Source organism: Peijinzhouia sedimentorum, from assembly GCF_049340005.1.
GTDB lineage: Bacteria > Bacteroidota > Bacteroidia > Cytophagales > Cyclobacteriaceae > CAXBDP01.
The window spans coordinates 325444-344989 of the sequence record NZ_JBMPIY010000001.1 but is presented as its reverse complement, the minus strand read 5'-3'; the positions used below and the strand labels follow the sequence as shown (position 1 = coordinate 344989).

Sequence of the window (19546 nt, the reverse complement as noted above, 5' to 3'; positions counted from 1 at the left end):
AATTGGAATTGTTTACAAAGATACGTTTTGCTGTCTGAGTAGTTCATTTGCCTCAGCTAAACTGTGAACGGGCAATTTACAGGTTTTATCAAAGCAGACATAAAAAGTAGTTTGGCCATTTATGGCTTCTCTATTTTCGAAAATCTCTAAAGTGCTTTTTTCTGTTGTTGCGAATACTAATCTATTTGGATGATAGTCTTTTTGTAATGCAATGGCATCTGTAATCGCATTCGGACCTATAATGGCGACTTCGGCCATGGGTTGTAATACTTTTCCATAAAGACTAGCCCAATTTGCCAAATACTGTGGGTCTGTTTCTATAAGTCGGCTTACGGCTGACAGCATATTTTGGGCTTTCCCCAAATAAGACTCCTCACCAAAAATATGTCCCAGTTTCCATAAATTATGAGCCATAATAGAGTTGGAAGCTGGAATCACATTATCAAAAATCTCCTTTTTCCGAGCGATCAATTCTGATGTATTGTTATCCTCAGCAAAGTAGAAAAAGGATTCCTCTGCATGCCAAAAATGCTGAATACTATAATCGCAAAGCTGTTGAGCTAAATACAGGTATGAGTTATCGAATGAGATTTGATAGTAATGAATAAAACCTTCAATTACAGCTGCATAATCTTCTAGGAAACTGGGTATTACGGCTTCGCCATTTCGTATAGTGCGGAATAGTTTATGGTCTTTGATTAAATGCTGCGCGATAAATTTGGCTATATTTTCAGCAAGTTCATTAGCTTCTGGATTACCTGTGGCCAAATATGTTTCGCTCAACCCGCTAAGGGCTAAACCATTCCAACCTGCAAGTAATTTATCATCAAGATGTGGAGCTACTTTTTCCTCCCGCTTTTTCAATAGCTGACTTTTAATATCAGCTTGCCAGGCTTCAAATTCCTCCATCGACCAATTATACTTTCTAGCAAACACCTCATCCGGCATTTGCTTTCTCAGTATATTTTTTCCTTCCTCCCAATTTCCTTTTTCTTGTATGTCGTATAGTTCGCAGATTTTGTCAGCATTATCCTTTGCAAATAATTTATCTATTTCCTCTTTCGTCCACACATAGAATTTGCCTTCTTCGCCTTCACTATCAGCATCTATTGCGCTATATAGTCCTCCTTTTTCACTTTGCATTTCTCGTTTAAGCCAACTTACTGTATCGTCTAATACTTGCTTGTAAAGTGGCTTTTTCAATAGACTATACGCACGACTATAGAGAGAAAGCAATTGTCCATTATCATAAAGCATCTTTTCGAAGTGCGGAACAAACCACTCGCCATCCACAGAGTAGCGAGCGAATCCACCACCTATTTGATCGTAAATTCCTCCTCTTGCGATTTCGTCGAGTGTGAGTTCTAATTGCTCCAGTGCTAATTCATTGTCAGTCTTCAAATAGAAATCCAGCAAAAAGGTCCAAATGCAAGGCATTGGAAATTTGGGAGCTTTATCCATTCCACCAAACTCAGGATCAAATTTTACTGCTAGTTTGGTGAAAAATGATTGATACTTTTCTGTAGTAAATGGGTTTTTCTGCACTTGAAGTCCAAATTTTTGCACCTCACTTTGCTGCAAGCTATTGGCAAATCCTTCAGCAGATTCTTCCAAATCCGCTCTTGTTTCTAGGAAAGCCTTATTTACTCCACGAAGTATTTGCGCCCAAGATCGAGGAGGGAAATAAGTGCCTCCATAGAAAGGTTTCAAATCCGGTGTGAGAAAAACATTGAGTGGCCAACCACCTTGCAAACCCATATTTTGTAGGGCATCCATATAGATTTGATCCACATCTGGACGTTCTTCACGATCCACTTTTATACAGATGAAATACTCATTCATAAGCGAAGCCAAGTCCTTGTCCTCGAAACATTCCCGCTCCATCACATGGCACCAATGGCAAGCCGAATAGCCAATGCTCACAATTATGGGTTTATCTAATTGCTTTGCCAGTGCAAGGGATTCGCTATTCCAAGCCAACCAGTTTACAGGGTTGTAGGCATGTTGCAAAAGGTATGGCGAAGATTCATGAATAAGTTTATTGGCTTTTTGAGTCATGTTAAATTCAATTTGATGGTATTTAGTCGGGAGGGCTGTCCCGAGCTATTTCCAATCTCTTTTCTGCTAATTGCTTTTCTTCTTCCGGTAACGAGATTGGAAATTGCCTGATTTTATTTTCCAGCGCATTTAAGAATTTTGTTGCAGCCGCACTTTTTGGCTGCATTATCCGATGGGAGAGGTCTTGTTTGATACTTTCTAATCGACTGATCAAATCAATCGTTTTGCTGGAAAAATAGCATTGTGCAAACCTCAACCAAATAATGTCTTCTGCCAATTCTGTTGGGTGTATTAAATCTGATTTGTAGTAGCGATAATCTCGGAGCTCATCCAACATTATTTCGTAAGAAGGGAAATAATGAACAAAGGAATTTTCCTTTGCCAATTGTCCGCAAAGTACTCTAAGTAGACTTTTGCTCATCATATTTTCCTCCATTCCATCTTTGGTATGACGAACCGGACTTACCGTCACAATCACATTCAGGTTTGGCCTTTGCATGCGTATTGAGTGCAAAATACGATTTAGATCTTCTAGCATTTCACCGCCAAATGAAAGTCTTTTGTCGAATAGCTTTGCTGGCATTTTATGGCAATTTGCCACAGGTCGCTTCTCAGTTTTTAAATAATAGCGAAAGGCAGTTCCAAAAGTCAATATCAGCCAATCCGCTTTTTCTAATGCTTCATGCGTATTGTTAAGGGTTTTTTCTAAAGTTAAATCTAGCTTTGCTTTTGAGTCCTGGGATAAACTAGAATGGAAATCGTAATGAAAGTGAATTCCATTGTGTTGATCAAAACCATCCTCGATTGATTTAGAAGGATTTAAGCTTAAATCAAGCAAATGAGCAATAGCGGATGGGTGATAAATTACGCCAAATGGATTTGCCAATACATTGAATTTGCTATTGGCTAAGCGGCTTCCCATTGTTTCAGCAAAGCATGAGCCCAGACTTATAATCTGCTGATTGTGGTTGAGTTTATCATCAGAAGGGTTGATGCTAACGGGTGTGGATAATATAAATTCCTTAGTTGACTTCATATAGCTAATATGCAAAATCGGTGCATGAGGATTGCTATGCTAAAAATAGCTAATAATGATGAAGGAAGTTGAAAGAAGTTCTAATTGAGAAAATTAAAGACTAAACTCATCAACACTAGAATCAAGCAATCGAGCGTTTTCGCATTTGAGAATACGTCCTGGAAAATCACGCAAGATTGTGTGATTGTGTGTAGCCATTATTATGGCCGTTCCAGCGCGATTAATGTCCTTGAAGAGTTTCATAATGCCATCAGAAACTTCCGGATCGAGGTTTCCAGTAGGCTCATCCGCAATCATTAGCAAAGGCTCATTTATAAGCGCACGGGCTATTACCACCCGCTGTTGTTCACCACCCGAAAGTTGGTGTGGCATTTTGGTGGCTACTGAACCCAATCCTACGCGCATAAGCACTTCGATCATGCGGTTTTTCATTTTACCCTTATCTCGCCAGCCAGTAGCACGCATAACAAAATAAAGATTTTCAGCTACAGACCTATCTGGAAATAGCTGAAAATCTTGAAAAATGATGCCGAGTTTTCTACGTAGAAATGGAATGTCCTTGCGCTTAATCTTTGATAGATCGTATCCAACAATTTGAATATCACCCATCAAAAGTGGAAGATCGGCGTAAAGGGTTTTCAGTAATGAACTCTTTCCGCTACCCGTTCGGCCAATCAAATACACAAATTCGCCCTTTTCCATTTCAAAATTTACATCATTCAGCACCGTATTGATGTCCTGAAAGATATTTGCTTTGCGTATAGTTAAGAGCGTATTTGAGCCGTAGGACATTAAATTTCCAGTTTTTGTAGCTTACCGAATTCTAATTGGTTGATAACGTTTTCTAATGCCTCTTCCTTACCTTCAAGACCAAACTTTTCCATGTTTTTTAGCGGACGGTCAGCGCGGAAATAGGCAATAAGCACAAAATTGTCATCCCGTAATTGGATGTAATCTGGGATTTTTGCTTTGCCTTTTACTTTGATGATATACATTTCGGATATAGTGCTTTTATCATCACTAACTGTCGCTATGGTGGAAGGTTTATCAGCCATTAGCTTTTTTGTGATCGGCAAGGAATTGTGCTAATCCTTTGTCAGTTAACGGATGGCTAAGAAGGCCAGTAATTACTTTCAATGGACAAGTTGCCACATCAGCTCCAAGTTCCGCACAATTGATCAAGTGCATGGTATGTCTTACCGATGCAGCCAATATTTCAGTTTGGTAGCCGTAGTTATCAAAGATCAATCTGATTTGCTCGATTAACTGTAAACCATCTGTAGATATATCATCTAGGCGTCCGATAAATGGAGATACATAAGATGCGCCAGCTTTTGCGGCCAATAATGCCTGACCTGCCGAAAATATTAAGGTACAATTTGTACGGATGCCTTCTTGCGTAAACGCTTTGATTGCTTTTACACCATCTTTGATCATGGGTACTTTCACCACAATTTTATCATCGATTTTGGCTAGTTCTCTGCCTTCCTTCATGATGCCTTCATAATCGGTAGCAATTACTTCTGCACTCACATTATCATCTACAATATTGCAAATGGCCTTGTAATGATTCATAATGTTTTCGCGACCACTAATGCCTTCTTTGGCCATTAATGATGGATTGGTCGTAACGCCGTCGAGTACGCCAAGATCGTAAGCTTCTCTTATTTCGTCTAGATTGGCTGTATCAATGAAAAATTGCATGATATAAATAGAATAGAAGATGTAAAATTGATTTCATACAAAGCTATAAAAAGAATGGATACAATGGAGTCTAAATCTTTCTATAAGTCTGAGTTACTAAGATAATTTTAAATGGCTTGGTAGAAAAGCGGGAGGGTAGGAAAATCTTTCGCCGTGAGCTAAAAAAAGTGGCAAGCCGAGTATCGCACCGCTACGACCATCGACCCTTGCTTCCTTCCGGACCTGGGGGATTAGACAGGAGCTGGTCGTACCGACTTGCCGGGTGCAAAAGTACGTAATAAGATTTGATTTAAAAATCTAGCTAATAAAAAAAGGCTGTTTTTGCAGCCTTTTTAATAGTTTTTAAAAATCGTCATCGTCGATGTCGTCCTCAAAGTCATCATCAAGGTCATCATCGTCTAAATCAAAATCTTTGTCATCAATAAATTCTGAGTCCTCGTCGATATCGAATTCTTCGTCTTTGAAATCCTCCTCAAAGTCGTCATCCAATTCTTCATCGTCGAAATCTTCCATGTCTGGATCGTAACTAGGCATGTTCAATAAGTTTGGTGGTTAAGTAAAATGGTCTTTGAAGTGGCAATAATAAATATTTTTATGAACTAGCAATAGCGTCATAAAAAATATTTTTTATCAGCTCGTTTTACTTTTTCGATTTTTATTGATTGTTACTTAGTAAGAAGATTTTTCGACTAAGATTTCTTCAGGTACTTCAATCTCAAAATTCGGTACTACGGATAAGTATTTTTGCTCTAGTAGATCAGCCCAAGATTGCATATACACTACTACATCCTCCCGCTTGTTGTGCTGGAGGTGACGCTTGCCACCAGGTAGGTTCTGCAAAACGTCATGGTCTTCCAGCTTTTCTAAATTTCTCAAATCTTCAATACTCAGACCATTTTCTAGTAATTCACTGATTAATAAGTCCATTGGCATTTCACTGCCTACACAATAATCCATCGACTGCTCTGTCCAATCTCCGTATTTTCTCAATGCATAGGCATGTATTTCACCTTTGCTTAAGCCTGTAAGTTCTTGAGCTAGATTTCCACAATTGCAGCTGCCCATATGTCCCCATTGGTAAGGTGCACCTTTGGATAGTTTCGATGCTGCTCTTCTCAATGCAGCAATTAATTCCGGATTTGCTTTTGCCATTGTTCTATCTTTAGTTTATCAATGGAACTGACTGTAGGGATGTTTGGTTTTCGAATTTTTTATTTTCTAACTTGTGCCTCCTAAGAAAAAACAAAAACAATAATAATATGGCAAGAGGAGACAGAAAATCGAAAAAAGGCAAAATTTGGAGTGGTTCATACGGCGTAACTCGCCCACATAAGAAGAAAAAGTCAGCGCCAGAAAGTACTGAGCCAAAGGCTGAGAAAAAAGCTACTACTAAAAAGAAGTAAAAATTTAAACCGGGTTCGCCCGGTTTTTTGTTTTAGATGGGTTTATAATTCCAATTAATTTCGATATTTCCTGCATCTAACAAAACCATCTATGTATCCTTTTGCCTATTTCAATGGCCAAATCCTAAAGTATGAGTCTATTTCATTGGAGGCTAATGATTTATCTGTACTTCGTGGCTATGGTATTTTCGATTTTTTTAGAGTTCAAGGTGGAGTCCCTCTGTTTTTGGATGATTACCTAAATCGATTTCAGCAATCGGCAAAAAGGATGATGTTGCCCTTGGCAGAAAGCAATGAAGATGTGAAAAAGATAATTTCTGAATTGCAAGCCAAAAACGGAATGATGGATAGTGGCTTTCGGCTGATCTTGACGGGAGGCGCAAGCGATGATGCTTTTAGCATTGGTAAGCCAAATTTCCTGATTCTGCATGAGGAGCTGCACATGGTGCCAAAGGAAATCCGTGAGAAAGGAGGGAAGCTGATTAGCTACCAATATCAAAGAGATGAGCCGCTAATCAAAACCGTAAATTATTCTGTACCCGTACGATTGAAAGCTCAAGGCAAAATGAATGATGCTTTGGATGTGCTATATCACGATGGTGAATTTATCTACGAGACTTCCAGGTGTAATTTCTTTTTGGTCAAAAATGGAGAGCTTTTTACTTCTGCTGATGGTGTATTGGAAGGAGTGACAAGAAAGCAGTGCATTGCATTGGCAAGTACTAAATTCAAGGTGAACTTATGCAAAATTACTTGGGCTGATTTGCGGGAGGCTGATGAGGCCTTTATTACTAGTACAACCAAAGCTATTCAAGCTATCACTCAAGTAGATGACCTTCAAATAGGAAGTGGTAAAATAGGTGAGATTACTTTGGATTTGATGAGAGGGTTTGAATTGAAGGTTAAGGAATTTGTTGGTAAACAGTTGTAGAAGAAATTGCCTCCAAGATGTTATTGTCTAGAGAGGAGACAAAATCATTTTTATAAATCTATCCACCTTCTATGGTTCTCCATCAAAAAATCTATAAGCCCGGTTAACCCTTGCCTTCAAGAAGTAGTAGCTAAATTGAAGTCTCAGGTAATAATTACAGAAGCTACGAGTTCTCTCCCTATAAAAACCCAAAGGCCTCAAATGAATGGCTATATTTTTGATAAAGGAAAATCGAATTTCATCCAGTCCATCTAATTTGCCATATTTGCGCGGATTTATCTATTCATGAAATACTTTTTCACCATTATCCTTTTTCTAGCAATTACCCAAAATTCAATATCACAATCGGTTGAGTTTGGCGTGAAGGGAGGAGCATCTTTCACATCTGTACTTTTTGAACCTGCAATTGAGCAAAAGAGCATGCTTAATTATCATGGTGGGATTGGCTTACGGTTTTTGAACGAAAAGAATGCGGGAGTTCAATTGGAATTGAATTATGCTCTACGCTCTTACAGAGAAGATATTGACTCTGTAAATTATCAAGGTAGAAATTATAAGTACTTAGAAATTCCTTTTTTGATGCATTTGCAATTTGGAAAATCAAAAGTCAAATATTACGTTCATTTCGGGCCTCATTTAGGTTATGCACTCTCAGCAGAGCGGGAGGAAATGCAAGACGGAGAAGTGACAATTGAAGCTTACGAACTATTGCCAAATCGTGATAATAGATGGGATTATGGATTGGCTTTTGGATTCGGGATTGGCTATGATATTGGGCCTGGAAAATTACAAGCAGAAGGTAGGTATATGTATAGCTTTGGCAATATTGAAAAGAGCTTGTTAGTAACTCGTACATCTCAACCTATTAATATTCAGCTTTCAGTAGGATATTTCTTTCCAATTCATACAATTTCGTTGGGAAAGTTGTCTCCCAAGAACTTATTCTCTAAACCAAAAGCAGAGGAAATTATCGAAGAAGAAGATTAGTAAAGATTAATGCTTATCTGCTTTTATCCTTCCTCAAAATGTCCTTTCTTCGTTGCATGAAGCCGGAACTAAATACCCATGCTACCACGACTAGAATCAAAGAAAGTGTAGAAAGCTATATACAAAAGCTGACTGCCATTGATTCTGCAAAATGGAACGCAAAGCCAGCCAATGAAGGTTGGAGTTTTGCGCAAATGTACGATCACCTTATTAGTGCGCATTATGGAATGTTTGCTAGGATGATTAAAGGATGCGCTTCACAAGCTTATGGTCAAGAAGGCGGTGAAATGAATGGAGATGGCGAGAAAATTTTCGCTTACAATAGCTTACCACCAATAGACATAAAAGTACCCCAAGGATTCAATGCCAAACAGCCCGAAGTAATTGAGCAAACAGTAGCAAAAGATCAGTTAGAGAAAATACTGAGGGAATTAGATGCACTTAGGGTTTTAGTGGAAGGCGCTACAAAGACCTATAAAATCAAGCATCCAATTATTGGGCCTTTAAATGCCCAGCAATGGTACAACATGTGTGATATGCATTGGAGGCATCATTTTAGGCAGCTTCGAAAATTAGAAAAAGAGTTTTTAGATTAATTTATATATGGACATTAAAGCAAAGTTGATTGAAAAAAGTGACACACAAAAAGTGTCAGACCGTTTCCAAAAAAGAGAATTTGTGGTTGAGTTTGCAGAAAACCCGCAGTATCCTGAATTTGTGAAATTTGAGCTAATCCAAGATAAATGTGATTTACTGGATAGCTACGAAGTGGGACAAGAACTTGAAGTGCATTTCAATTTGAAAGGTCGTAAGTGGGTAGATCCTCAAGGGCAAACCAAATATTTTAATAGTTTGCAAGCTTGGAGATTAGTACCTGCTAGTTCGAGTGCTTCTGCACCAAGTAACCAAAGCGAAAGTGCTGTAAGCAATGGAAATTCTTCCGATGATTTTCTAAAAGATATGGACGAAGATCTGCCTTTCTAGCAGCTACGGACATATTACAAATACATCCACCCGCTTTTTCTAGAAAGAAGCGGGTTTTTCATGTCTATTGACTAATTTTGCGGCTTAATTCAGAATAAATGATCTCAGTTTCAAATCTTTCGCTTCGATTCGGTAAGCGTGTCCTTTTCGATGACGTCAATCTTAAATTTACTGAAAACAATTGCTATGGTGTAATTGGCGCAAATGGTGCAGGTAAATCTACCTTTCTAAAGATCTTAAGTGGCGAAATCGACCCAACTTCTGGACAAGTGGTTATTCCACCTAATGCCCGTATGGCAGTATTAAAGCAAAATCACTACGAATTTGATGAGGTGGCTGTATTGCAAACAGTTATCATGGGTCACCAGAAATTGTGGGACATCATGAGTGAAAAGGATGCTTTATATGCAAAGCCTGATTTTTCGGAAGAAGACGGAATGCGTGCATCAGATTTGGAAATGGCTTTTGCAGAAATGGAAGGATGGAATGCCGAAAGTGATGCAGCGGCCTTGCTCAGTGGCTTAGGTATTTCTGAAGAGCTGCATTACATGGCCATGAAAGAGCTCAATGGTAACCAAAAAGTACGTGTGCTTTTGGCGCAAGCATTATTTGGTAATCCAGACATCCTTCTTTTAGATGAACCTACCAACGATTTAGATGTTGAAACTGTACTTTGGCTGGAGAATTTCCTTGCCGAATTCAAAAACTTAGTGATAGTAGTTTCTCACGATAGACACTTTTTGGATACAGTTTGTACACACATGGTGGATGTGGATTTTAACAAAATTAAAATCTACTCTGGTAACTATACTTTCTGGTATGAATCGAGTCAATTGGCTGCTCGTCAGCGTTCTGATCAGAACAAAAAGGCTGATGAAAAGAGAAAAGAACTACAAGAATTTATTGCCAGATTTAGTGCTAACGTAGCAAAATCGAAGCAGACTACATCTCGTAAAAAGATGCTTGAGAAATTGAATGTAGAAGATATCGAACCTTCAAGCCGTCGCTATCCGGGCATTCAGTTTAAACAAGAGCGGGAGGCAGGAGACCAGATTTTGTCAGTTGTAGGTTTGGCTGCCAATGCGGATGATGAGAAGCTCTTTTCGAATGTTAACTTATTGGTAAACAAAGGCGATAAGATTGCTTTCCTTTCAAAAAACAGTCTAGCAGTAACTCGCCTTTTCCAAATTTTGATGGATGAAGCAAAACCATCTGCGGGTGAATACAAATGGGGTGTAACGATCCAAAAATCGTATTTGCCAAATGACAATAGTAGCTATTTCAATACTAATGATAATTTGGTGGAATGGCTTCGTAGATATTCCACAAACCAAGAAGAAGCACACGTACGAGGCTTTTTGGGTAGAATGCTCTTTACAGGTGAGGAATCATTGAAATCGGCCAAAGTGCTTTCTGGAGGAGAAAAAATGCGTTGTATGCTTTCCAAAATAATGCTGGAAAGCCCGAATTTCATTATCCTAGACGAGCCGACCAATCACCTTGATTTGGAGTCAATTCAAGCTTTGAACAAGGGATTGATGGAATATCAAGGTACAGTGATTTTTATATGTCAAGATCACGAGTTTGTAAATACCGTTGCCAATCGAATCGTAGAAATTGGTCCAAAAGGTATGTTGGATAAATTGATGTCCTACGACGAATATCTTGAAAGCGAAGATATTAAAGTGCAGAGAGCAAAGCTTTATTAAGATTTCATTAGAAGAATATGAATTGAGCCTTAGTAATTTTACTAAGGCTTTTTTTTGCCTTACCCTGAGTAGCGCAAATAAAATTTGATGGAATTAATTAACCCACTCAATGAAAAGGCAAGCTTTTCGTTGAAATAATGTTTAGCTTCAAAATCATTATTTACAATTTGTGGTTTAGCATATATGCAGTCCAGAGTTAAGCTTTTTGGGATATTATTGTTAGGAGCAGCAACGCTTCAGTCTTGCATTTTTAGCAAATCAAAAAAGGAAGAACCCATACCACAGCCAACACCATTGGAATTGGATGTCCCCTTTTACTTTGGTGACTTTGTCATCCCTTCAAGTAATCCCATGACTGAGGAAGGCGTAGCACTCGGTCGAATGCTTTTCTACGATCCACGATTATCAGCAGACAATACGATAAGTTGCTCAACTTGCCATCAACAGGATAAGGGTTTTGTGGATGGATTAGCTCGAAGTATAGGTATAAACGGAAGGCAAACAAATATCAAATCAATGTCATTGGTGAATGTGCTATGGGAAAATAGAATGTTCTGGAATGGCAGAGTGGCAAGTTTAGAAGAACAGGCATTGCATCCAATACAAAACCCAAATGAAATGGGCATGGATTTGCAAGAGCTGGTGGGTAAATTACAATCTATTGAAGATTATAAAGAGCACTTTAAAAAGGCTTTTGGTTCAGAAAACGTAACACCGGATAGAATCGGAAAAGCCTTGGCGCAATTTCAGCGCACTCTTATTTCAGGTAACTCAAAGTATGATAAGTATCTCCGAGAAGAAGTTTCACTGACTGCACAAGAAGAGGAGGGAATGATTCTGTTTTTCACCCATCCAGAGCCAGCTATTAGTCTTCGCGGAGGCAATTGTGGCGATTGTCATCTTTCTTTGACTACTGCTGGTTCCAAGGATGGTTTTACTGGTTTTCACAATAATGGATTGGATACAGATGAAAATCTAAGACCAGGATTACAAACCGTCACGGGGAATCCCTCAGACCGAGGAAAATTCAAAACACCGAACCTCAGAAATATTATGGTCCGGGCACCTTATATGCACGATGGACGTTTTGCAAGCATAGATGAAGTCCTATATCATTACAATGAACATATACAAATGAGTAGCACATTAGATGTGCTAATTTTGGAGGGAAGTAATCAGCCAATTGTAGCTGGCGAACCTGTGAAATTACATTTGACAGAAAGTGAAAAAGCAGCAATTATTGCATTTTTACATACGTTAACTGATGAGGAGTTCCTAAACAATCCAAAATTCTCAAATCCCTTTCAGGAATGAAAAAATTACTTTTCTTACTATCATTGGTCGTTCTGAGCTCTTGCGGAGATGATAAAGATACCAAACCCGATAGAGCAGATATTACTTTGCGGTTTGAGCATATGGTTGGAAGTGAAGCTCTGAACTTCACTTCACAGTTTAGCACAAGTGCTGGGCAGACTTTTACAGTTGAAGATTTCAGATACTATATCAGCAATTTGTCTTTTGAGAATTCGGCAACAGGTACAAAGTATGACATCCCAAATAGCTATCATTTGATCCGTGAAAATGGAACTGGAGTATTCGAATTGGTATTACAAAATGTGCCTTTGGATGATTATGATAAATTCAATTTTTCATGGGGAATTGACGCTGAAAAAAATACAAGCCTTGACCAAACTGGTGATTTAGATCCAGCAAATGAAATGGCTTGGAACTGGAATACCGGCTATAAATTTCTCTTGCTCGAAGGACGTTTAACGCCTTCAAACCAGGGATTAGTTTACCATATTGGCTCAAATCATAATTATAAAAATCTTAACTTTGCAATTCCTCAAGACACTCAAATTGACAGCAGAACTAAAAGCACGATGGTTTTTAATGTAGATATTTTGAAGGCTTTTGAAGGAAATTCAATAATTGATATTGCTATAAACAATTCGGTAATGGGCGGTGAAATTGCTGATAATATAGCCAGTAATATTGGTCAAGGGCTTTTCAAACTACAAGAGATTAAGTAAATGTGGAAATGGGTTTTTCTTTTGGTATTTATAATCTCCTGCGAAGTAAGTAATGACCCTGCCAAGCTTGTAAGCTTAGATACACCAGCGCATTTCCCTGAACCTCCCGCTTTTCCAGAGCGAAATCCTTTAACAGAGCAAGGCATTGAATTAGGAAGAATGCTTTTTTATGACCCTATTCTTTCTGCAAATGGTTCTGTGTCATGCGCCACTTGTCATAATCCCCAAGTCGCATTTACAGATGGAATGCCCAGAACTCGCATGGGTGTTTCTCACAATCGACTAGATCGCCATTCTCCACCATTATTTAATTTGGCTTGGCATACGGAGTTTTTCTGGGATGGTGGAGCAAATGATTTAGAATCTCAAGCTTTCGGCCCTTTGCAGCACCCTGATGAAATGGCAGCGGATATTGTAGCCGTAATTGAAAAGATGAATGAGGAGAATGAATATCCTAAAATGTTTAAAATGGCCTTCGGAACGGATACCATTACCTCTGCTGGAATAGTCCGAGCCTTGGCTCAGTTTCAGCGTACCATAATTTCTGCGGATAGTAAATATGACCGATATATAGCGGGAGGTGAGGAACTCTCATCGCTAGAATTGAAAGGCTTAGAGTTATTCAATCGGCATTGCGAAACCTGCCATCAACCACCTTTATTCACAGATTTAGGCTATCATAACAACGGACTGAATATTAATTTCTCTGCTGATAAGGAAGGCATCTTTCAGGGCAGATTTCGGATAAGTCTCGACTCTGCGGACATCGGATCATTCAAAACTCCATCCCTTAGGAATGTTGCATTTACAGCTCCATATATGCACGATGGTCGCATGCGGAGTTTGGATCGAGTATTGGATTTTTATGCCGGTGACATCAAATGGAGTCCAACGCTTTCGGAACGAATTCCACCTGAAGGCTTCGGTTTTGATGATGAAGAGAAAGCTGCTTTAAAAGCCTTTTTGCTGAGTCTTACGGATGAAGATTTTGTGAAGAATCCAAAATATGCAAAACCACCGGGAAATTAGATTAATTAGAATTTTGTGTAAATAAAATTTCACCCATCACACATAACCAATTAATAGGCCGCTTCTATGGAGCTGAGGGCGAGGTGTTGTATTATCATTCTGCTACTACAAACAGTTCGCTCCTACGGAGTTAATTTAAAACCAACAAATTTGGCCAATGAGCAAGCCATCACTTCTAACGCTCGTCGTCTTAATATCAGCCTACCTATTGTAACTGTCAACCTTTCTTCAAACAAGGATTGCAATCTTCAACAGACAAACTCCAACTCATCACCCATAACCCATCACCTTTTTCTAACAACCCAAAACTCATCATTCTTCACCCATTACCCATAACCCATCACTCATAACCCATAACCCATTAACGTTTCGCCACCTAGATCATTTTTTTAACCCATTGAATTACCATATCAATCACGCGCATTTTGTCTAAATCATTATGTGGTTCATGGTAAGTATCGGCTAATGATACAAATTCAATAGAATTAGGATGCTTACTTGCCCATTCTTTTGAAGCTTTGGCAGAAGTGATTTTATCTGCTTCACCATGAAATAATAAGACGGGACATTCAGGCGCTGATTTTTGAGACAAAATAAATTCTCCAGCCGCAATCATTTCGGTAAACATCTTTGCCGTTATTTTGGAATGCACTAATGGATCTGCCAAGTAAGCAGCGCAAACAGCCTTGTCTCTAGAAAGTAAATTAGCATCCAATCCATTTTCCTGTGAAAGTGCTGGGTAAATCTTAGAGGCAATTTTACCTAAAGTAATTTGCCATTTAAGAGGCTCAAAAGCCAATTTCAACAAAGGTGCAGAAATAATTGCACCTTTAATTTTAGGCTTTTTGGTATATAAAAACTTGGCTGTAAGTAAGCCACCTATACTATGACCAAACATGAATATGGGGGTATTTGGATATAAGTCTTGAACATGACTAATCAAAAGCTGGATGTCATCCATCAAATACTGCATGCTTGGCGAATGTCCTCTTTTACCTTCACTGCGGCCATGGCCTCTCATATCTAGGCCAATAAAGCATATATGATGTTTGTTGAACTCCTCAGCAACATGGGCATATCTGCGAATGTGCTCACCTAATCCGTGGATTAAAACTACGCAGGCTTTAGTAGCGACTTTTTCAGGTCTCCAACGCAAGCCTTCCAAGGTAAATCCATCGTGGCTTTGCAGGAAAAATGTATTTATTGCCATTTAATGCTTTTTCGCTACCTTAATTTAAATTGGTTTGGAATTTAAGAATTTTCTATGGTAAATAGAGAAAATGAATAACGAAATTTTTGTTCATTCGCATAAAGTTCAAAATCAAACAATAATCAAACTGAAATTGACCCAATCATAACAATGAGTAAATCCTACATAATTGCGCTAGATCAAGGAACTACATCTAGTAGAGCCTTGCTTTTTTCAATCAAGGAAAATAAGGTAATTGATATTCAACAACGTGAATTCACCCAATATTTTCCGCAAAATGGATGGGTTGAGCATGATGCTGCAGAAATATGGGAAACCCAATGGGAGGTATTCGATAAATTGATGCAGCGAAATAAACTCTCAGCAAAAGATCTTGTAGGAGTGGGAATTACGAATCAAAGGGAGACTACGGTAATTTGGGATAAAACTACGGGCGAGGCCTTGCACCATGCAATTGTGTGGCAAGATAAACGCACCGCACCAATTTGCGAGTGGCTGAAAGAAGAAGGATGGACTGATTACATAAAAACAAAAACTGGGCTTATTCCAGACAGCTATTTCTCAGGTACCAAAGTGAAATGGCTTATTGATAATATCCCAGAGGTGAGTGAGCAAGTCATCAACAAAAATGCTTGTTTTGGGACGATCGACTCTTGGGTTATTTGGAATTTGACTAAAGGGAAAGTGCATGCAACGGATTACACCAATGCCTCCCGCACCATGATTTACGATATTGACAACCTGAAATGGGATGAGAAAATGCTTGATGTATTAGGCATTCCAGAGCATATTTTACCTGAAGTAAAAGCATCTGCCGCTGATTTCGGGAGCTTCCAATACAAGGGTGAATCTATTCCAATATTGGCGGTAGCAGGAGACCAGCAAGCAGCCTTATTTGGACAAGTTTGTTTCGAACCTGGAATGGCCAAAAATACCTATGGAACGGGATGTTTTATGCTAATGAATACGGGAGAGGAGCGTGTGGTTTCCAATCATGGCTTGCTTACAACCATTGCTTGGGGACTAGATGGCAAAATTGAATATGCATTAGAGGGTTCTGTTTTTATTGCTGGTGCAGCTGTACAATGGCTACGGGATGGACTTCGGATTATTGATTCGGCGCCAGATTCTGAATACTTCGCTTCGAAAGTTGGTCTAGAGCATGGTGTGTATGTGGTTCCAGCATTCACAGGTTTAGGTGCTCCATATTGGGATATGTATGCCAGAGGAGCCATTTTTGGCCTTACTCGGGATACCGGTAAAGATCATATAGTAAGAGCTACTTTGGAGTCGCTGGCTTATCAAACGCGCGATGTATTGGAGGCAATGGAGCAAGATGCTGGTTTGAATTTAAAAACCTTGAAAGTAGATGGTGGGGCAGCTGCAAATGATTTCCTGATGCAATTTCAAGCTGATGTATTGCAAACAAATGTGGAGAGACCGGTGATTATTGAATCCACAGCTTTGGGAGTTGTTTACTTAGCTGGCCTACAAGCAGGCGTTTGGACTAAAAAGCAATTACAAGAAAAGCGGGAGGTAGATGCTTGCTTTGAACCTGATATGAAAAAAGATAAAGTGGAAAGGCTATACAAAGGCTGGAAAAAAGCTGTGAAACGTAGCATGTCTTGGACAAAAGATGAAGATTAATCAGCCTTTGGATGCGAAATCCTCTTAATTTTACGTTTCCAGTCCATAGCCATGATTAGAAAATTTTCCATCGTATTTATCATCCTATTAGTCCTTGGTGTCTCCGCCTTTTTCCTTTGGGATAAGCTCTTTCCCAAAAGCATTGATAACAGCTGGAGTCTGATTCCTGAAAATGCACTAATTGTGTATGAGACAGATGATTTGGTGAAGAGTTGGAACGAATGGGAAAGTGGTGAAATTTGGAAAATACTTGAGGAAATTCCATCTGTTGGATCTATTCGTGATAATTTAGATCGAATGGATTCGCTCACTGGCCGAGATGGAAGTTTGGATAGAATACTAAGAGGCAAGAAGTTTCTTGCCAGCTTACATACAACATCGCGTAATGAATTTGATTTCCTATTTAACTTCCCGTATCCTCCCGCTTTGGGCGATGGAAGTTTACAAAAAGTGCTGGACAGCTATAGTGCAGCTGGATTTCAAGTAAGTGAACGAAATCATCGAGGCTATACTTTAAGAGAAGTAACTCATCCTTCAAACGGCGATATACTTACCCTTTTGTCTGCAAATGGTTTTTTGTCCGTGTCTTTTACGCCATTCTTGGTAGAGGATGTGGTTCGACTACTGGATGATACGGATAGTCGCCAATCCTTCGATCAATCGAATGCACAAATATTTAAATACACCAATAGCCAAAACCCTTTTGGAAATTTCTATTTCAATCTGAAAAGACTGGATGAATTTGCTTCGATTTTTTCAGCATCCGGCACCGAAAAATGGTTGGCATCTTATAAAGCAATTGCCAATACTGCCATCCTTCAAGTAAGCCAAGAAGAAAATAGAATACGGTTAAGAGGTATTTCCGAAACAGGAGCTGAAACTGAGCAAAACTTTCTCAATACTTTCTCCAATCAAAGCAAGGGTAATATCACAATAGGAAATCTTATTCCAAAGCAAACTGGCTATTTCTTACATTACTATCTTTCTGATTTCGAAGATTGGCAAAGCAAATTGCAAGCTTATTGGGAGGTACATCATCCAAATTTGAGAGCAGGCAGGCAGGCTATTACCGATAAATACAATACCTCATTGAGCAATTTTGCCAAATGGACTGGAACGGAAGTTTCATTGATTTGGCTGAATTCATTGAGCAAAAGTGGAAGCCCAAAATTGGCAATTGTTGATTTGGCTGATGTGGAAACTGCCATGACGGAATTGGATAGATTTGGAATGCAGGTGGAAGGCCTAAGTGGAGACACCCTTTATCGAGAGCGATTTGGTGATTTGGATATTCGCTTACTTAATGTGCCAGAAGTGCCCTATTATTGGCTTGGAGAGGCCTTTTCTGGTTTTTCACAATCTTACTATGCTGAGTATGACAATAAACTCCTTATTTCCAATGAAATAGAAGTGCTAAAACAGCTGATGCGTGACATTGAAGAAGGCAGCACTTGGGATACAAATAAGCGAGGTTGGGATAGCCAATTGAGTACAGCTAACATCACAAGTCTTGTGCACACCCCAAATCTTTGGAATATCCTCTTGGCGAATATGGCTGAACCGTGGACGAGGTTTTTTACTCAAAATGAAGCGATCCTCTTGAGTTTTGAAAGAGCTTTTGTACAGCTTGGAAATAGCAATGGTGATTTCGAAACTGAGATAAGTCTTGAGTATGTGAAACCGCTGGATGATTCAAACAAGAGCCTGAATTACACGGTAAGCCAACGAACTGTATTGGGCTCCAAAATTACCTCCCGCCCAATTCAAATCCGCAATTTGCAGAATGGCCAGTTAGAAACTTTTATGCAAACGGAGGACGGCAACCTTTTTATTATTGGTCAATCGGGTGAAATTATTCTCAAAAGAAGTATTGGCTCTGCGATTATCTCAGATATTTTCCCAATAGATTTTTACAAGAATGGTGACACGCAGTATTTATTTATTACTGAAAACAACATTATTCATCTAATTGACAGACAGGGTAATTATGTGGGATCATATCCGGATAGACCTGATAATATGCAGTTGCAAGTAAAAAGTTTGAATGTGCTGGATTACGACAATTCGAAGAATTATAATTTGCTGATTACCGATGCAATAGGGAATATATTTCTATACGATCAGTTTATGACTAATCTGGAAGGCTGGCAACCAGTGCAGCTAAATGGACTGTTTTCTCAAGTGCCCTTTCATTTGAGTGTGAGGACGAGAGATTATATAATAGCAGCACAAGCTAGAGGTTTTATTCATGTGATGGACAAAGATGGATTGCCGGTGCAGGGTTTTCCGATAGATATAAAGGGTAGATTGGGTAGTTCGTTTTTTATAGAATATGGCAATACAGCTGCCAATACCTTATTGACTACCATTACTGAGGAAGGTGAGATTATTCAATTCAATTTGCAAGGAAATATTACCAAACGCGAGCAATTAATTAAGCCAAATAGAGATAGCAAATTTTATTTGATAAATGATGAAGGAGGGAGAACATATACTATTGTGAGGCAAGATTTCAATCAGCTTTCATTTTTGGATAAGGATGGCAAAACGCGATTCCAAACAAATTTGGTAGCGGGAGGAACACTTTCTTTTCAGTATTATTATTTTGCTCCGGGTCAGGAAGTGTTTGCAGTAAATGATCCAGTACAAGAATTCTCATACCTATATTCATCCGAAGGAAAACTGATTAAAGAAAGACCTTTGGAGAGTAGTCACTCAATTTTGGTACATTATATTTCACAAAATGGCACTTATAGAGTGTTCACAAATTATTTAGATCAAGCTTTAGTTTTCTCCTTTGAGCCTTAAAATGTAA

The 19546-nt window shown here is 38.9% G+C and carries 19 protein-coding genes; 11 read left to right on the top strand and 8 right to left on the bottom strand.

Features of this window, described 5'->3' with window-relative positions; all coding sequences use genetic code 11:
* Positions 1-12: 12 nt before the first annotated feature.
* The 7 genes from ACOXY8_RS01580 to ACOXY8_RS01550 all read right to left on the bottom strand — a co-directional run bounded on the left by ACOXY8_RS01580 (position 13) and on the right by ACOXY8_RS01550 (position 5950).
* Positions 13-2058 carry a thioredoxin domain-containing protein gene (locus ACOXY8_RS01580; protein WP_458329804.1) on the bottom strand — a complete coding sequence of 682 codons (2046 nt, stop codon included), beginning with the start codon at positions 2056-2058 and terminating at the stop codon, positions 13-15.
* A gap of 22 nt (positions 2059-2080) precedes the next feature.
* Positions 2081-3094 carry a GSCFA domain-containing protein gene (locus tag ACOXY8_RS01575; protein ID WP_458329803.1) on the bottom strand — a complete coding sequence of 338 codons (1014 nt, stop codon included), beginning with the start codon at positions 3092-3094 and terminating at the stop codon, positions 2081-2083.
* 93 nt (positions 3095-3187) lie between these two features.
* Positions 3188-3886 carry a cell division ATP-binding protein FtsE gene (locus ACOXY8_RS01570; RefSeq protein ID WP_458329802.1) on the bottom strand — a complete coding sequence of 233 codons (699 nt, stop codon included), beginning with the start codon at positions 3884-3886 and terminating at the stop codon, positions 3188-3190.
* Positions 3886-4089, bottom strand: a complete 204-nt coding sequence (locus ACOXY8_RS01565; RefSeq protein ID WP_458330093.1) for a fructose-6-phosphate aldolase — start codon at positions 4087-4089, stop codon at positions 3886-3888. Before ACOXY8_RS01565 ends, ACOXY8_RS01570 begins: the two co-directional genes overlap by 1 nt.
* Before the next feature lie 52 nt (positions 4090-4141).
* The gene (gene fsa, locus ACOXY8_RS01560; RefSeq protein WP_458329801.1) at positions 4142-4798 is read right to left on the bottom strand and encodes a fructose-6-phosphate aldolase; all 657 of its coding nucleotides are present in this window, start codon (positions 4796-4798) and stop codon (positions 4142-4144) included.
* 342 nt (positions 4799-5140) lie between these two features.
* On the bottom strand, positions 5141-5332 hold the full coding sequence (locus ACOXY8_RS01555) for a hypothetical protein (protein ID WP_458329800.1): 192 nt from the start codon (positions 5330-5332) through the stop codon (positions 5141-5143).
* A 135-nt stretch (positions 5333-5467) separates the two neighbouring features.
* Entirely contained in the window at positions 5468-5950 is a 483-nt protein-coding gene (locus ACOXY8_RS01550) for a hypothetical protein (RefSeq protein WP_458329799.1), read from the bottom strand.
* A 107-nt stretch (positions 5951-6057) separates the two neighbouring features.
* On the opposite strand from ACOXY8_RS01550, the gene ACOXY8_RS01545 reads away from it, so the two are divergent.
* From ACOXY8_RS01545 to ACOXY8_RS01505, 9 genes are all read left to right on the top strand, one after another.
* Positions 6058-6201, top strand: a complete 144-nt coding sequence (locus ACOXY8_RS01545; protein WP_458329798.1) for a 30S ribosomal protein THX — start codon at positions 6058-6060, stop codon at positions 6199-6201.
* A 91-nt stretch (positions 6202-6292) separates the two neighbouring features.
* Complete coding sequence (locus tag ACOXY8_RS01540) at positions 6293-7132, top strand: aminotransferase class IV (RefSeq protein ID WP_458329797.1); 840 nt, start codon at positions 6293-6295, stop codon at positions 7130-7132.
* 285 nt (positions 7133-7417) lie between these two features.
* Positions 7418-8119, top strand: a complete 702-nt coding sequence (locus ACOXY8_RS01535; protein ID WP_458329796.1) for a porin family protein — start codon at positions 7418-7420, stop codon at positions 8117-8119.
* A gap of 56 nt (positions 8120-8175) precedes the next feature.
* Entirely contained in the window at positions 8176-8715 is a 540-nt protein-coding gene (locus ACOXY8_RS01530) for a DinB family protein (protein WP_458329795.1), read from the top strand.
* Between the two features lie 7 nt (positions 8716-8722).
* Positions 8723-9103, top strand: a complete 381-nt coding sequence (locus ACOXY8_RS01525) for a DUF3127 domain-containing protein (protein WP_458329794.1) — start codon at positions 8723-8725, stop codon at positions 9101-9103.
* Positions 9104-9201: 98 nt separating this feature from the next.
* Positions 9202-10812 (top strand): ABC-F family ATP-binding cassette domain-containing protein, encoded by a 1611-nt coding sequence (locus tag ACOXY8_RS01520; protein ID WP_458329793.1) that lies wholly within the window; start codon positions 9202-9204, stop codon positions 10810-10812.
* Between the two features lie 183 nt (positions 10813-10995).
* A complete protein-coding gene (locus ACOXY8_RS01515; RefSeq protein ID WP_458329792.1) occupies positions 10996-12126 on the top strand; it encodes a cytochrome-c peroxidase in 1131 nt (376 codons plus the stop codon).
* Positions 12123-12845, top strand: a complete 723-nt coding sequence (locus ACOXY8_RS01510; RefSeq protein ID WP_458329791.1) for an MbnP family protein — start codon at positions 12123-12125, stop codon at positions 12843-12845. Before ACOXY8_RS01515 ends, ACOXY8_RS01510 begins: the two co-directional genes overlap by 4 nt.
* Positions 12846-13874: a cytochrome-c peroxidase gene (locus tag ACOXY8_RS01505; protein WP_458329790.1), complete on the top strand. Its 1029-nt coding sequence runs from the start codon at positions 12846-12848 to the stop codon at positions 13872-13874.
* Between the two features lie 376 nt (positions 13875-14250).
* Here ACOXY8_RS01505 and ACOXY8_RS01500 read toward each other — a convergent pair whose 3' ends face one another.
* Entirely contained in the window at positions 14251-15084 is an 834-nt protein-coding gene (locus tag ACOXY8_RS01500) for an alpha/beta hydrolase (protein ID WP_458329789.1), read from the bottom strand.
* 150 nt (positions 15085-15234) lie between these two features.
* Here ACOXY8_RS01500 and glpK point away from each other — a divergent pair, with 150 nt between their 5' ends.
* Complete coding sequence (gene glpK / locus ACOXY8_RS01495) at positions 15235-16731, top strand: glycerol kinase GlpK (protein WP_458329788.1); 1497 nt, start codon at positions 15235-15237, stop codon at positions 16729-16731.
* Positions 16732-16782: 51 nt separating this feature from the next.
* Positions 16783-19539: a hypothetical protein gene (locus ACOXY8_RS01490; RefSeq protein WP_458329787.1), complete on the top strand. Its 2757-nt coding sequence runs from the start codon at positions 16783-16785 to the stop codon at positions 19537-19539.
* The last annotated feature ends 7 nt before the right edge of the window (positions 19540-19546 follow it).

Coding starts and splice junctions, on each gene's coding strand:
- ACOXY8_RS01565 (WP_458330093.1), bottom strand. CDS start 4,089: ATGTATATCATCAAAGTAAAAGGCAAAGCAAAAATCCCAGATTACATC.
- ACOXY8_RS01510 (WP_458329791.1), top strand. CDS start 12,123: ATGAAAAAATTACTTTTCTTACTATCATTGGTCGTTCTGAGCTCTTGC.
- ACOXY8_RS01515 (WP_458329792.1), top strand. CDS start 10,996: ATGCAGTCCAGAGTTAAGCTTTTTGGGATATTATTGTTAGGAGCAGCA.
- ACOXY8_RS01490 (WP_458329787.1), top strand. CDS start 16,783: ATGATTAGAAAATTTTCCATCGTATTTATCATCCTATTAGTCCTTGGT.
- ACOXY8_RS01580 (WP_458329804.1), bottom strand. CDS start 2,058: ATGACTCAAAAAGCCAATAAACTTATTCATGAATCTTCGCCATACCTT.
- ACOXY8_RS01540 (WP_458329797.1), top strand. CDS start 6,293: ATGTATCCTTTTGCCTATTTCAATGGCCAAATCCTAAAGTATGAGTCT.
- fsa (WP_458329801.1), bottom strand. CDS start 4,798: ATGCAATTTTTCATTGATACAGCCAATCTAGACGAAATAAGAGAAGCT.
- ACOXY8_RS01500 (WP_458329789.1), bottom strand. CDS start 15,084: ATGGCAATAAATACATTTTTCCTGCAAAGCCACGATGGATTTACCTTG.
- ACOXY8_RS01555 (WP_458329800.1), bottom strand. CDS start 5,332: ATGCCTAGTTACGATCCAGACATGGAAGATTTCGACGATGAAGAATTG.
- ACOXY8_RS01550 (WP_458329799.1), bottom strand. CDS start 5,950: ATGGCAAAAGCAAATCCGGAATTAATTGCTGCATTGAGAAGAGCAGCA.
- ACOXY8_RS01575 (WP_458329803.1), bottom strand. CDS start 3,094: ATGAAGTCAACTAAGGAATTTATATTATCCACACCCGTTAGCATCAAC.
- glpK (WP_458329788.1), top strand. CDS start 15,235: ATGAGTAAATCCTACATAATTGCGCTAGATCAAGGAACTACATCTAGT.
- ACOXY8_RS01530 (WP_458329795.1), top strand. CDS start 8,176: ATGAAGCCGGAACTAAATACCCATGCTACCACGACTAGAATCAAAGAA.
- ACOXY8_RS01535 (WP_458329796.1), top strand. CDS start 7,418: ATGAAATACTTTTTCACCATTATCCTTTTTCTAGCAATTACCCAAAAT.
- ACOXY8_RS01570 (WP_458329802.1), bottom strand. CDS start 3,886: ATGTCCTACGGCTCAAATACGCTCTTAACTATACGCAAAGCAAATATC.
- ACOXY8_RS01545 (WP_458329798.1), top strand. CDS start 6,058: ATGGCAAGAGGAGACAGAAAATCGAAAAAAGGCAAAATTTGGAGTGGT.
- ACOXY8_RS01520 (WP_458329793.1), top strand. CDS start 9,202: ATGATCTCAGTTTCAAATCTTTCGCTTCGATTCGGTAAGCGTGTCCTT.
- ACOXY8_RS01505 (WP_458329790.1), top strand. CDS start 12,846: ATGTGGAAATGGGTTTTTCTTTTGGTATTTATAATCTCCTGCGAAGTA.
- ACOXY8_RS01525 (WP_458329794.1), top strand. CDS start 8,723: ATGGACATTAAAGCAAAGTTGATTGAAAAAAGTGACACACAAAAAGTG.